The sequence below is a fragment of the Paenibacillus crassostreae genome (assembly GCF_001857945.1).
Taxonomy (GTDB): domain Bacteria; phylum Bacillota; class Bacilli; order Paenibacillales; family Paenibacillaceae; genus Paenibacillus_AQ; species Paenibacillus_AQ crassostreae.
The window spans coordinates 2,544,237-2,558,427 of the sequence record NZ_CP017770.1 but is presented as its reverse complement, the minus strand read 5'-3'; the positions used below and the strand labels follow the sequence as shown (position 1 = coordinate 2,558,427).

General features: G+C 44.1%; 10 protein-coding genes and 3 rRNA genes. 11 read left to right on the top strand and 2 right to left on the bottom strand.

Annotated elements, in window-relative coordinates:
• The first annotated feature begins 177 nt into the window (after nt 1–177).
• The 4 genes from LPB68_RS11910 (at nt 178) to LPB68_RS11895 (ending at nt 6,986) form a co-directional block, all read left to right on the top strand.
• Nucleotides 178–1,733 (top strand): 16S ribosomal RNA (locus LPB68_RS11910).
• A gap of 336 nt (nt 1,734–2,069) precedes the next feature.
• Nucleotides 2,070–5,000 (top strand): 23S ribosomal RNA (locus tag LPB68_RS11905).
• Between the two features lie 197 nt (nt 5,001–5,197).
• Nucleotides 5,198–5,314, top strand: a 5S ribosomal RNA gene (rrf, locus tag LPB68_RS11900).
• The 16S, 23S and 5S rRNA genes sit together here, the layout of an rRNA operon.
• A 1,255-nt stretch (nt 5,315–6,569) precedes the next feature.
• Nucleotides 6,570–6,986, top strand: coding sequence for a hypothetical protein (locus LPB68_RS11895; RefSeq protein WP_068661313.1), 417 nt, complete (start codon nt 6,570–6,572; stop codon nt 6,984–6,986).
• 59 nt (nt 6,987–7,045) lie between these two features.
• Here LPB68_RS11895 and LPB68_RS11890 read toward each other — a convergent pair whose 3' ends face one another.
• Nucleotides 7,046–7,570, bottom strand: a complete 525-nt coding sequence (locus tag LPB68_RS11890; protein WP_068661312.1) for a hypothetical protein — start codon at nt 7,568–7,570, stop codon at nt 7,046–7,048.
• Between the two features lie 207 nt (nt 7,571–7,777).
• Between LPB68_RS11890 and LPB68_RS11885 the strand changes: the two genes are divergently transcribed.
• On the top strand, nt 7,778–7,966 hold the full coding sequence (locus LPB68_RS11885) for a sigma factor G inhibitor Gin (protein WP_418303803.1): 189 nt from the start codon (nt 7,778–7,780) through the stop codon (nt 7,964–7,966).
• 58 nt (nt 7,967–8,024) lie between these two features.
• On the opposite strand, the gene LPB68_RS11880 is transcribed toward LPB68_RS11885, so the two are convergent.
• Nucleotides 8,025–8,477, bottom strand: coding sequence for an Rrf2 family transcriptional regulator (locus tag LPB68_RS11880; protein WP_068661310.1), 453 nt, complete (start codon nt 8,475–8,477; stop codon nt 8,025–8,027).
• A 177-nt stretch (nt 8,478–8,654) separates the two neighbouring features.
• On the opposite strand from LPB68_RS11880, the gene LPB68_RS11875 reads away from it, so the two are divergent.
• The 6 genes from LPB68_RS11875 (at nt 8,655) to holB (ending at nt 14,153) form a co-directional block, all read left to right on the top strand.
• Nucleotides 8,655–9,284 carry an NAD(P)-dependent oxidoreductase gene (locus tag LPB68_RS11875; RefSeq protein WP_068661309.1) on the top strand — a complete coding sequence of 210 codons (630 nt, stop codon included), beginning with the start codon at nt 8,655–8,657 and terminating at the stop codon, nt 9,282–9,284.
• Between the two features lie 451 nt (nt 9,285–9,735).
• Complete coding sequence (locus LPB68_RS11870; protein ID WP_068661314.1) at nt 9,736–11,334, top strand: aminotransferase class I/II-fold pyridoxal phosphate-dependent enzyme; 1,599 nt, start codon at nt 9,736–9,738, stop codon at nt 11,332–11,334.
• A complete protein-coding gene (tmk, locus tag LPB68_RS11865; RefSeq protein WP_068661308.1) occupies nt 11,331–11,999 on the top strand; it encodes a dTMP kinase in 669 nt (222 codons plus the stop codon). Before LPB68_RS11870 ends, tmk begins: the two co-directional genes overlap by 4 nt.
• 186 nt (nt 12,000–12,185) lie before the next feature.
• On the top strand, nt 12,186–12,515 hold the full coding sequence (locus LPB68_RS11860) for a cyclic-di-AMP receptor (protein ID WP_068661307.1): 330 nt from the start codon (nt 12,186–12,188) through the stop codon (nt 12,513–12,515).
• 45 nt (nt 12,516–12,560) lie between these two features.
• A complete protein-coding gene (locus LPB68_RS11855; protein ID WP_068661306.1) occupies nt 12,561–13,004 on the top strand; it encodes a YaaR family protein in 444 nt (147 codons plus the stop codon).
• A 174-nt stretch (nt 13,005–13,178) separates the two neighbouring features.
• Entirely contained in the window at nt 13,179–14,153 is a 975-nt protein-coding gene (gene holB, locus LPB68_RS11850) for a DNA polymerase III subunit delta' (protein WP_068661305.1), read from the top strand.
• Nucleotides 14,154–14,191: the final 38 nt, after the last annotated feature.

Here is a 14,191-nt window from a genome sequence, read left to right as displayed (position 1 = left end):
TGGTTTTCACGAAAGTGAGAACAAAACAAATGAGAAATCATTTGATAGAGAAAGAAATTTCTCGTCAGTTTGTTTCAAAATGAGCGAATCGCTCTTTTCATTAAATCGCCATTTAATTATCTTCTCTGCAAGGAGATGGATCAATTAAATGACGGTCAACCAAACTTCGTTTGGTCTTATATGGAGAGTTTGATCCTGGCTCAGGACGAACGCTGGCGGCGTGCCTAATACATGCAAGTCGAGCGGAGTGATTTGAAAGCTTGCTTTCAAATCACTTAGCGGCGGACGGGTGAGTAACACGTAGGTAACCTGCCTGTAAGACTGGGATAACTACCGGAAACGGTAGCTAATACCGGATAACTTGTTTCCTCTCCTGGGGAGACACTGAAAGGCGGAGTAATCTGCCACTTACAGATGGGCCTGCGGCGCATTAGCTAGTTGGTGAGGTAACGGCTCACCAAGGCGACGATGCGTAGCCGACCTGAGAGGGTGAACGGCCACACTGGGACTGAGACACGGCCCAGACTCCTACGGGAGGCAGCAGTAGGGAATCTTCCGCAATGGACGAAAGTCTGACGGAGCAACGCCGCGTGAGTGATGAAGGTTTTCGGATCGTAAAGCTCTGTTGCCAGGGAAGAACGCTTGGGAGAGTAACTGCTCTCAAGGTGACGGTACCTGAGAAGAAAGCCCCGGCTAACTACGTGCCAGCAGCCGCGGTAATACGTAGGGGGCAAGCGTTGTCCGGAATTATTGGGCGTAAAGCGCGCGCAGGCGGTCATTTAAGTTTGGTGTTTAATTCCAGGGCTCAACCCTGGGTCGCACTGAAAACTGGGTGACTTGAGTACAGAAGAGGAGAGTGGAATTCCACGTGTAGCGGTGAAATGCGTAGATATGTGGAGGAACACCAGTGGCGAAGGCGACTCTCTGGGCTGTAACTGACGCTGAGGCGCGAAAGCGTGGGGAGCAAACAGGATTAGATACCCTGGTAGTCCACGCCGTAAACGATGAGTGCTAGGTGTTAGGGGTTTCGATACCCTTGGTGCCGAAGTTAACACATTAAGCACTCCGCCTGGGGAGTACGGTCGCAAGACTGAAACTCAAAGGAATTGACGGGGACCCGCACAAGCAGTGGAGTATGTGGTTTAATTCGAAGCAACGCGAAGAACCTTACCAGGTCTTGACATCCCTCTGAATCCACTAGAGATAGTGGCGGCCTTCGGGACAGAGGAGACAGGTGGTGCATGGTTGTCGTCAGCTCGTGTCGTGAGATGTTGGGTTAAGTCCCGCAACGAGCGCAACCCTTATGCTTAGTTGCCAGCACATTATGGTGGGCACTCTAAGCAGACTGCCGGTGACAAACCGGAGGAAGGTGGGGATGACGTCAAATCATCATGCCCCTTATGACCTGGGCTACACACGTACTACAATGGCCAGTACAACGGGCTGCGAAACCGCGAGGTGGAGCCAATCCCAACAAAGCTGGTCTCAGTTCGGATTGTAGGCTGCAACCCGCCTACATGAAGTCGGAATTGCTAGTAATCGCGGATCAGCATGCCGCGGTGAATACGTTCCCGGGTCTTGTACACACCGCCCGTCACACCACGAGAGTTTACAACACCCGAAGTCGGTGGGGTAACCCGCAAGGGAGCCAGCCGCCGAAGGTGGGGTAGATGATTGGGGTGAAGTCGTAACAAGGTAGCCGTATCGGAAGGTGCGGCTGGATCACCTCCTTTCTATGGAGAATCGTTTCCTGCAACGGAAACATTCAAAGCGTCCGATGTAAGTCGGCGTAAATAGACTTTGCAATGTAAAGTCGACACTCACTCGTGTTCAGTTTTGAAAGAGCAATCTTTCAAAGTAATATCTTTTCCAATACTTACCGGGTGACTGGTGAGGAAAGAAATGATATGATATTCTTCCGCTGAACAAGCGGTAGGAACTTGATCCTTGAAAACTAGATAACGAACGAATTTGCAAGTTGAAACATTCTTTTATATTTACGTTTTGTTACTTGTTAACAAAACAAAGTGTAAAAGTAGCTACAATATTTTCTCTTTGAGAAAAATTGAGGTTAAGCTACTAAGAGCACACGGAGGATGCCTAGGCGCTAGGAGTCGATGAAGGACGTGGCGAACAACGAAACTGCCTCGGGGAGCTGTAAGCAAGCTTTGATCCGGGGGTGTCCGAATGGGGAAACCCGGCTGTGGTAATACGCAGTCACTCCCACCTGAATACATAGGGTGGGTAGAGACAGACCAGGGGAACTGAAACATCTAAGTACCCTGAGGAAGAGAAAACAATAGTGATTCCGTCAGTAGCGGCGAGCGAACGCGGATTAGCCCAAACCAAGGAGCTTGCTCCTTGGGGTTGTGGGACGTCTCACATGGAGTTACAAAGGAATATATTAAGCGAAGAGGTCTGGAAAGGCCCGGCATAGAAGGTAAAAGCCCTGTAGCTGAAAGTGTATTCCCTCCGAGACGTATCCCGAGTAGTGCGGGGCACGTGAAACCCCGTATGAATCCAGCAGGACCATCTGCTAAGGCTAAATACTCCCTAGCGACCGATAGTGAAACAGTACCGTGAGGGAAAGGTGAAAAGCACCCCGGAAGGGGAGTGAAATAGAACCTGAAACCGTGTGCTTACAAAAAGTCAGAGCCCTATTAATGGGTGATGGCGTGCCTTTTGTAGAATGAACCGGCGAGTTACGTTCCCGTGCAAGGTTAAGCTGAGAAGGCGGAGCCGCAGCGAAAGCGAGTCTGAATAGGGCGACATATAGTACGTGGACGTAGACCCGAAACCGAGTGATCTACCCCTGTCCAGGGTGAAGGTGCGGTAACACGCACTGGAGGCCCGAACCCACGCATGTTGAAAAATGCGGGGATGAGGTGGGGGTAGCGGAGAAATTCCAATCGAACTCGGAGATAGCTGGTTCTCCCCGAAATAGCTTTAGGGCTAGCCTCGGATGAAGAGTCGTGGAGGTAGAGCACTGATTGGGTGCGGGGCCCGCAAGGGTTACCAAGCTCAGTCAAACTCCGAATGCCATGTACTTATATCCGGGAGTCAGACAGTGAGTGCTAAGATCCATTGTCGAAAGGGAAACAGCCCAGACCATCAGCTAAGGTCCCCAAGTGTGTGTTGAGTGGAAAAGGATGTGGAGTTGCACAGACAACCAGGATGTTGGCTTAGAAGCAGCCACCATTGAAAGAGTGCGTAATAGCTCACTGGTCGAGTGACTCTGCGCCGAAAATGTAACGGGGCTAAACACACCACCGAAGCTATGGCTAGATGCAAATCGCATCTGGGGTAGGGGAGCGTTGTATAGGGGTTGAAGGTGTACCGTGAGGAGCGCTGGACACTATACAAGTGAGAATGCCGGTATAAGTAACGAAAAGATCAGTGAGAATCTGATCCGCCGAAAGCCCAAGGTTTCCTGAGGAAGGCTCGTCCTCTCAGGGTAAGTCGGGACCTAACGCGAGGCCGAAAGGCGTAGTGGATGGACAACAGGTTGAAATTCCTGTACCACCGTAATCCGTTATGAGTAATGGGGTGACGCAGCAGGGTAGTGACGCGGACTGATGGAATAGTCCGTCTAAGCAGTGAGGCTTGTGTGTAGGCAAATCCGCACACTAATAGGCTGGGCTGTGATGGGGAGCGAAAATTATAGTAGCGAAGGTCATGATCTCACACTGCCAAGAAAAGCCTCTAACCAGGAGAAGGTGCCCGTACCGCAAACCGACACAGGTAGGCGAGAAGAGAATTCTAAGGCGCGCGGAAGAACTCTCGTTAAGGAACTCGGCAAAATGACCCCGTAACTTCGGGAGAAGGGGTGCCCCGGTAGTGTGAATAGCACGAGGGGGCCGCAGTGAAAAGGCCCAAGCGACTGTTTAGCAAAAACACAGGTCTGTGCGAAGCCGTAAGGCGAAGTATACGGGCTGACGCCTGCCCGGTGCTGGAAGGTTAAGGGGAGTGGTTAGGGGAAACCCGAAGCTATGAACCGAAGCCCCAGTAAACGGCGGCCGTAACTATAACGGTCCTAAGGTAGCGAAATTCCTTGTCAGGTAAATTCTGACCCGCACGAATGGCGTAACGATTTGGGCGCTGTCTCAACGAGAGATCCGGTGAAATTTTAATACCTGTGAAGATGCAGGTTACCCGCGACAAGACGGAAAGACCCCATGGAGCTTTACTGCAGCTTGATATTGAATTTGGGTACGATTTGTACAGGATAGGTGGGAGCCTGAGAAATAGGAGCGCAAGCTTCTATGGAGGCGCCGTTGGGATACCACCCTGATCGTATCTAGGTTCTAACCTAGGACCGTAAACCGGTTCGGGGACAGTGTCAGGTGGGCAGTTTGACTGGGGCGGTCGCCTCCTAAAGAGTAACGGAGGCGCCCCAAGGTTCCCTCAGAATGGTTGGAAATCATTCGAAGAGTGCAAAGGCAGAAGGGAGCTTGACTGCGAGACCTACAAGTCGAGCAGGGACGAAAGTCGGGCTTAGTGATCCGGTGGTACCGCATGGAAGGGCCATCGCTCAACGGATAAAAGCTACCCTGGGGATAACAGGCTTATCTCCCCCAAGAGTCCACATCGACGGGGAGGTTTGGCACCTCGATGTCGGCTCATCGCATCCTGGGGCTGAAGTAGGTCCCAAGGGTTGGGCTGTTCGCCCATTAAAGCGGTACGCGAGCTGGGTTCAGAACGTCGTGAGACAGTTCGGTCCCTATCTGTCGTGGGCGCAGGAAATTTGAGAGGAGCTGTCCTTAGTACGAGAGGACCGGGATGGACGCACCTCTGGTGTACCAGTTGTTCCGCCAGGAGCATAGCTGGGTAGCTACGTGCGGACGGGATAAGCGCTGAAAGCATCTAAGCGTGAAGCCCCCCTCAAGATGAGATTTCCCAATTAGTAAGACCCCTTGAAGACTACGAGGTAGATAGGTTGGAGGTGGAAGTGCAGTAATGCACGGAGCTGACCAATACTAATCGGTCGAGGGCTTATCCTAAAAGTTTTCCGTAGGAAAAATAACTTCGGAAGCATTACGCTTTGCATCGAAGGAAAAACTACGGAGACAAGTGTTTCAATGCAGATTCGTTCGTATCTAGTTTTCAGGTGATCAAACATCTGATAGCTGCATGTCCTTTCTAAGGGCTGATATTTTCACGCAGCGATTTCGAGAAGCGTAAGCTTCGAAAAATCACGTTTGGTGGCGATAGCGGAGGGGTTCCACACGTACCCATCCCGAACACGACCGTTAAGCCCTCCAGCGCCGATGGTACTTGGACCGCAGGGTCCTGGGAGAGTAGGACGTCGCCAAGCATAAGAACCACTATTGATTTCGATCAATGGTGGTTTTTCTTTGTGTTTTTTAGTGGTTTTTTAAAGGATATAAGGTGTTTCTGGAGTATTTAAATAGAGAGTTGTTAGATCTAGGTGAACTTTAAATATTCAAAATATGGAGATGAGTGAAATGAAACTATCCGTATATACAGTGTCCATCCCTGATCTGACACCACGAGAATTGGGCTTAGTAGAATCGAAGGACCAGCATGGATATTAAATCTATACCCCATGATGCGATGGAAGAGGCAGCCCCGTTTGTTTGGAGGTATCTATGATTCGAATAGGTGTCCCTGCTTATAGATAGGGTGTTAACCATATAGTGAGCTATTTGCTTCGGCAACAGGTTACCTAGCTCAAGTACAAGAGTTCGCTATACAATATCATATAAAAGCATTAGTAGAGACACACCATGAGACAATAGTACCTAGGCAAGTCTTGTCTATCAGTTCGTTCAATTACATCGGTGTGATATATGATCCAGTTAAAATGGTGTATGAGGGGTTTGAGGACTTTAGTAATACGCATGACTGGAAAAGGATGCTTAACTTGCAGGTAAAATCTTTAGATCATATAGCACTACTATAAAGATGATTAGACTATAGAATGTACTTATCCACTGTGTATAACAATCGCGACAACTAGAGTTAACATATAATTTTGTACAAATAATATTTGGGGATAACTTTAGAATAATGAATCTGGCGAAATTGCATAATGAATAATTGTGTCTTATTTAGTATTAGTGATCTGTCAAAACATATTATTTTTAAGTACTAGTATTTAGTACGCATCCTATTAATAAAGAATTTATAGTATAACTTCACGTACTTCAGAATAATGAGATGAAAGTGGTAATTATAAAAGAATATTAGTGAAATTAATAATAATTTTAGGTGGGTTATTGTCTATATGACCTAGTATAAATCCAGAATCAGCAACAAAAGAGGAGAGTAGTTTACACAGGTACTGCTACTACCTTATGGAGTAAGTAATACTTGAAATTGTTGTGTTGGCTCTTCATTTTGAAAGGATTAATTCATATTTTGCTACAATGAATGCGGTCAGTTATATAATAGATGTGACAGTTTTGTCACCGAAGGTTATAGTCTTGCAAGTATAATAATAAAGTGTAAAAAAGAATGAACATGATTTATCTCCATCATAAATAGTAAATATAGAGCAGAATATGATACTTTCGGTTAGTTCGCGAATTGGAGTTAGGAGGACATTCATGCGTGGAATAACATGGCTGCGTGCTCTCATTCTATTGTGTACGATAACCATTCTTCTTGTTGGATGTGGAAGTTCGGATCCTTCTTGGGAATCTTTTGAAGGTGCAGCAAACGAGAAGAGTTTCCCTGTTCCTAAAGAAGCCAATCAGAAGGCTCAACCTGCAAGCAATACAGAAATGGATGTTGTAACTTACTCTTTGCCAGGGCTTAAGAAAGACGATATATTCCCCATAGTTTATTTGGAAGCGATTCGTGAATGGGGATGGCAAGAGGAACAGGAAAATCAGCAGGATGCTGATCGTGTATTTATAAAGAATAATAAAATGGTACAGGTTACTATACATGATGGGTATTTGGTCATTATGATGCCTAAAGCAAATGATAAATCTCTGATGAAAAGTTTGGAGATTAAATAGAAGAAGACCTTTTCCCATATAAGTGGAAGGTCTTCTTTTACTATGTATTATAACGATGATTACTGCTTATAGTAGGATATGTCATCTGGGTTAATTTTGATCATGCCATCTTTTCGCTGACCAGATAAGCTCATGAATGTGTATAGGCGTGGAAGTAAAAACCATAGATGCCAGAAGATAAGCCCTGTAATAAACGATAAGGGTGACCAAAAAAGTAGAATAAGGAATACACATAAGCTAATCCACATCGCAAATGAAGTTACTTTGCGGAATAAAGAATAGCTAATATATTGGTTGGGCATGTATCCGATCCAAGGAGATTTAATGGAGAAGGACCAACGTTTGTGATAGTTGGAACCTGCAACCAATAAAACTGAACGGGATATAACATAATGAATCCACAGAACAACAGGAGAAGCTAATAAAAAGTAAAATATACTAGACCAAGTGATTAGAGTCATCATCAATATTCCTACTATACAGGGAACGGCCCAATAGACGATGTTCATTCTTTTAGGATGGGGAACTTTTTTGATAAGCTTATATTGATAAAAAGTAGCGCTTGATTCTTTTTCTTCTATCATAAAGTCAACAATCCTCCTTGAGGTTATCTATAATAATATATCGGTTATCATATACAATTTATAAAGATGTTTTTAAATGTACAGACACCAGTGGGTCTGAGTTTGAATACATATACAGAGTCATCAGAATATTATAAATCTTCTATGAAAAGGTTTAAAATAGTAGAAACTGTATCATACTGATAGGAAAAGGACAAGGTGGGATGGATGATGAATGATCATGCGGAACACGTCTGTATTATTTGCGGGCAAGGGAAAGAAGAAGGGATATGGATTATATCTCAATTTATCTGCGAGACTTGCGAGTCGGAAATGGTGCATACGAATACAGAGGAAGCGAAATATCGGTATTTTATTCATCAAATGAGAAAAATAAGTATGCAGGTACATGCTTAGACCGAAACTCACGATTTATGATATGAAGGAAAGGGGCGGCTTATAGCTGTTCTTTTTTTTATTTAAAGGGATACGTAGAAATGTCAGAGTCTTGTATCAAAAGATCTGCGACAATTTGTTCGATGGTAACTTGAGATAATTCCATCTCCATGGCTCGTTGAGCCTGAATAAATCGTTGTTCAAGTGTGTGTTGAATATTCTTACCGACAAGGCATTGTGGATTAGCTTTGTCATGGATCGTAAATAAATGATCTTGCTGTTCTACCTCAACGGCTAGATACACATCCAATAAGGTGATCGTTGAGATGGGACGGGAGATTCTAGCACCGGCTACTCCAGGGGATGTAATGATAATGCCAGCCTTATTCAGCATACCCATAATACGACGTACTACGACAGAATTGGTATTCACACTACTTGCGATTATCTCTGAGGTTAATCGTTCATTTTTTGAAATTTCTAATAAAGATAAGATGTGAACAGCGACAGAAAAGCGGCTACTGATGGCCATTACTAAATCCTCCCTTCATGATGAAATAAATGTAGTTACATTATAGCATAATGAGTTTTAGGTAAAATTTCAAAACAGATTAGAATTGACATCGCTCATACCTGTAACTATAATGGTTACAAGAATATCGAAAACAAATTAAATTGATTCTATCATGAAAATGAAGGAGTGTTTCTATTGAATATTGCAGTCGTTGGAGCAAGTGGGCGGATTGGAAGTCGAATTGTGGGTGAAGCATTAAGTAGAGGGCATCATGTTACAGCGGTAGTAAGAGATTCAAAGAAGGTTGAACAATTTAATGATATTGCAGTTATTGAAAAAGATATTTTTGAGATTACGAATGAATTGCAAGCCTTTGAAGTTGTCGTGAGTGCTTATGGAACGAAGTTCGGGGAAGAGCATCTACATATCGATGCAAATAATAAATTGATTGAGTTATTACATGAAGCTCCAAATACTCGTCTCATTGTTGTAGGAGGTGCAGGAAGTCTATTGGTAGATGATCAAGGTACCCGTGTTCTAGATACACCGGGATTCCCTGATTTTGCTCTACCAACGGCAAAGAATCAAGGAGAAGCTCTTACGCTATACCTAGCAGACCAGGTTATTGATTGGACGTTTCTAAGCCCAGCGGCGGAGATTGAACCTGGAACACGTAGTGGCCAATACCAATCAGGAAAAGATCATCTGCTCGTGAATACGGAAGGGAGAAGTTATATTAGTATGGAGGACTATGCTGTCGCTGTGTTAGATGAGATTGAACAGCCGAAGCATCGTAAAGAGCGGTTCACAGTAGCCTCTGTTTAAGTTATGTGGTACAAGTAGGATTCGATAATAATATTAGAGTAATTGATGAACAAGATCTGTATGGTTAGGGTTAACCATGAGATAGATCATAAGAGTGTAGTGGAAACTTCTGTGGTGCACATTAGTGTATTCTATAGGAGTTTTTGGTTTCTAAATGAAAATTTATGAGATAATAGAAAATAGGTAAAGGTTCAAGCAAGAATTGTAAGGGTATTGAGGAATATGAATAGTCGATGAATCAATATCATATTCGCTTATGCAGCTTAAATAAGGACTATAGATTGATCAGAACGACCCATTCTGTCAATATATAGTTATATCTAAATAGGTTTGCGTAATTATGAAATTGATTCAGATAAGACTATATTAAGATAAAATAGATAGATAAATGACCGGGGAAGGGATCAAAAGATTCATGCCTATACCAAACAATTCATTGAAAAAAAATCAGATGGGTACTCTTAAGAATGGGTTGGACAAATCAAGGGCACCGCTATATGAGGAATTAATTGAATACAGAAGAAAAAAGAATATTTCTTTTCATGTTCCAGGTCACAAGAATGGACAAGCTTTTGCATCCGATGGAAGTGCGCAGTTACTGAGCGAAGTGATGGAGATTGACGTTACAGAGATTACAGGTACCGATGATCTTCATCATCCTGAGGGCGTTATTCAAGAGGCACAAAATCTTGCCGCAGATTGTTTCGGGGCTGAGGAGAGTTTCTTTCTAGTAGGAGGGAGCACAGCCGGTAATTTATCGTTGATCCTTACGGTGTGTACATCACCAGGGGATATGTTACTTGTGCAGCGGAATGTGCATAAATCGGTATTACATGGTCTAATGCTAGCGGGTGCGAAGGCGATATTCTTACATCCACAGATTGATCCGATTAGTGGATTGCCAATAGCACCTACAGCTGCAACGATAAGCGCAACGTTAGATGCTTATCCTCATGCCAAAGGGGTATTGCTGACGATGCCGAATTATCATGGCATGGGTGTCGATCTTAGGCCTTTGGCCGAAGTATGTCACCATTATGCTGTGCCTCTGCTGGTGGATGAAGCACATGGTGCTCATTATGGACAGCATCCTGCGCTACCGTCTAGCGCGCTATCCTGTGGTGCAGATGGTGTCGTCCAGTCGACACATAAGATGTTATCCGCACTTACGATGGGTGCCATGCTGCATGTGCAGGGATCAAGGATTGACCGCGAGCTGCTTCGCCAGCGCTTAACGATGGTTCAGAGCTCTAGCCCATCATACCCCGTGATGGCTTCGCTCGACCTGGCCCGCCGCCAGTTGCACATGGGCGGCGAGAGCACCTTCACAGCGGGGCTCGCCGCTGTGAGTGCTTTCAAGCGCGGGCTCGCGAAGCTCCCGCGCTACGGGCTGCTGCTTCCACCGCAGCAGCCCGGGGGCCTGTCCGCAGGCGTAGCCTCGGCGGACAGCGAGGAGCCGCCAGACGCGCAGCTGGCGGCTCCTTATACCACCCAAGACCCCTTTAAAGTCGTCATTTATGACGATACCGGGGTGCTAGGTGGGTACGAACTGCAGCGCTTGCTAGAAGAGCACGGCTGCATACCAGAGATGAGCGACGATGTGTTCGTCGTCTTACTATTCAGTTTAGGGTCTACGATAGAAGATACTAATCACCTTTTAGATGCTCTTCAGCATATATCGTTATTAGAGATAGATACCTATGATAAAGAGCAATCTGTGTTACCCATGAGAGATGCTGTCGAATTTTCCACGTGGAACATTTCGCAGGAGGCTATTTCGACACCCGTTGCCTTTAGTATGAAGCCAGTATCGCTGAAAGATATCGAATGTATCCCTTTAGCACAGTGTGCAGGCAGAGTAGCCGCTGAGATGATCATTCCCTATCCACCAGGGATTCCAATCTTATATTCTGGTGAGAATATTACTATACAAACATATGAAAGACTACTCGTTCTAGAATCTGCGAGAGTGAAGTGCCATGGGACGAAAGATCCCGAATTGCATCATATCATGGTCTTCAAGAATGACAGAAAGCAGGAAAATTTATGAATCTAAGAGGTAAATTTATAACTTTCGAGGGAGGAGAGGGTTCAGGAAAAACAACTGCTCTTCGTGAACTAGGCTCTTATCTAGATAGCCAATCCATCTCTTATATGATTACAAGAGAACCGGGGGGGATCGAAATCTCTGAGAAGATCAGGGGAATCATTCTGGACACTCAACATACAGCGATGGATGCTCGAACCGAAGCACTACTCTACGCGGCTGCTCGCCGTCAGCATTTAGTAGAAAAGGTTAAGCCAGCTCTCGATGCAGGAGTTATTGTACTTTGTGATCGCTTCGTAGATAGTAGTCTCGCTTATCAAGGATATGCGCGAGGGCTTGGAATGGATGAAGTATGGAATATTAACCAATTTGCTATCGATTCCCTTATGCCGGAGATGACATTTTATCTAGATGTTGACCCGCAGGTGGGATTATCGCGTATTGCGGCTAGTCAGGAGCGGGAAGTGAACCGACTTGATCTGGAAAAGATTGAATTCCATCATAAAGTTAGAGAAGCTTATCAACTCCTGGCCGAGCAATATCCGTGTCGAATCATTACGATTAATGCTGAGCAAACATCTATTGAAGTCGTAAATCAGCTGATTTTTGAAATGGAAAAGAGGGTTTTAAAGGATATTAGGGCCTCTTTGTCAAATAATATAGTTTAATAAAATCAATTTTATAATCGGTTTTTGTAATTATGAAATTGATTCGTAATGAATCTTAATCATATCTCGTATACCCATCAGATTTTCGACAATATCAGTCTATGTAAAATCAATTTCATAATCGCCTTTGCATAATTATGAAATTGATTCTGTAAACACTCTATTAATCATGAGGAGGAATGCAAGATGAAATTAATCATTGCGATCGTACAGGATAAAGACAGTAACCGTCTATCAGGTGAACTTGTGAAATCAAATTTTCGTGCAACCAAACTAGCGAGTACAGGTGGGTTCTTGCGTGCAGGGAATACTACATTTATGATTGGTGTAGATGATAGTCAAGTTGAAGCCGTTATGGCTGTAATTAATAAAAGTTGCAAGGTTCGTGAACAACTGGTTACGCCAGTTACCCCAATGAGTGGTACGACGGACTCGTATTTACCACTTCCGGTAGAAGTTCAAGTGGGTGGAGCAACTGTATTTGTAATGCCAGTTGATCGATTCGAACATTTTTAATAAGTTAGATGGTAGAGGAATCTATCATGAAGGCAGGCGAATCCTATGAAAATAAATCCGGGTTATAGGCCCATTAAAAGCGAAATTCCCATTACAGATACGAACGCGAAACCTATTCAGCAAAAATCTTTCTCTGATGTTATTCAACAGCAAGGACACCATGCATCACAAGAAGAACTTGGCCGACGGGTTAAAGAAATTCAAATGCAAGGGGATCGTTTGGCGAGATCAATGACGATTCGTGAATTGAAGACATATCGGATGATGATCAAACGATTCCTTGAAGATACTGTTCGTCGTGGTGTAACAATGAAGGAGACCAGAGGCTGGGATCGAAGAGGTCGTGGGAAACGATATAAATTAATTGATGAGCTGGATGCAGCTTTACTGGCTATGGCTGATGAATTATTAGAAAGCGAAGAGGGCAAGATAGCTCTTCTCGAGCAAATGGGAGAAATTCGTGGCATGCTGATCAATCTAAGTTTCTGATTCAGAAGCTACGCATGACATGATGTTGATCGACTAATAAATAGGGAAGCTAGTGATACTTCGTATCGCTTAAGATTATGCTTTCGAAGTAGCGATACTTCGTATCGCTTTTAGTATCCACGAGAGTATAAGAAGGTATAGTATACCTTCTTATACTTTAAGAAAAGAGGAAGTATGTCTTTTAATGATATTGTAGGGCAGGATGTAGCATTGCAAATGCTGCAGAATGGCCTCCGTCAAGATGCTGTGAGCCATGCCTATTTGTTTAACGGACCGACGGGATGTGGTCAGATGAAGACGGCACTTACTTTTGCGAAAGCTATATTTTGTACTGAAAGTAAAGATGACGCATGTGGACATTGTCTAGAATGTCGAAAAGTTGATCACGGTAACCATTCCGATCTACATCTAATCGTTCCGGATGGGGCATCAATTAAAATTGATCAGATCCGCGGATTACAGCGGGTCTTTTCCTATCGTTCGGAATCTAACAATCCGAAAGTCTATATTATTGATCAGGCGGATACGATGACTAATCAAGCCGCTAATAGTTTACTTAAATTTCTGGAAGAACCACCAATTCCCGCCGTGGCTATTCTAATTTCATCGAATGTACAAGCCATGCTTCCAACGATTCAATCTAGATCGCAGCGGGTTCCATTTATGCCATTGAATCCCTCAACCATGCTGCAAATTCTAATTAATGAAGGGTATCCTTCACCATTAGTTCGTTGTGCCGTTCATCTATCTTCTGGATTGGAAGGATGCAGAGAACTGTTGGAGCAGAATTGGTTTGCAGAAATTAGAAACCTAGTGTTACAATTAGGGAAGGAGTCTATGAGCAGAGGGAGTACCTCGCTTATTACTGCTGGAACGAAATTGTTCAAGACAGGACTCTCAGAACATCTAGAACTTATTTTTAACCTTTTTCATTTATGGTTCAAAGATATGCTGCATGTGCAATACGGAAGACATGAAAGTATCGTTTTTATAGATCAGTTAGAGTTCTTGTCCAATAATGCTTCTTTACGTAGTCAGTCACAATGGGTCTCTTATATGGATCTGGCTGCTGAAGGAAAGAAGAAGTTACGCTATAATGTAAATGGACAACTCTGTCTGGAGCAATTCCTAATTGGTCTGGGGCAATGATGACTGGTGTTCCAGTGATTTTAGAAAGATTAAGGTGT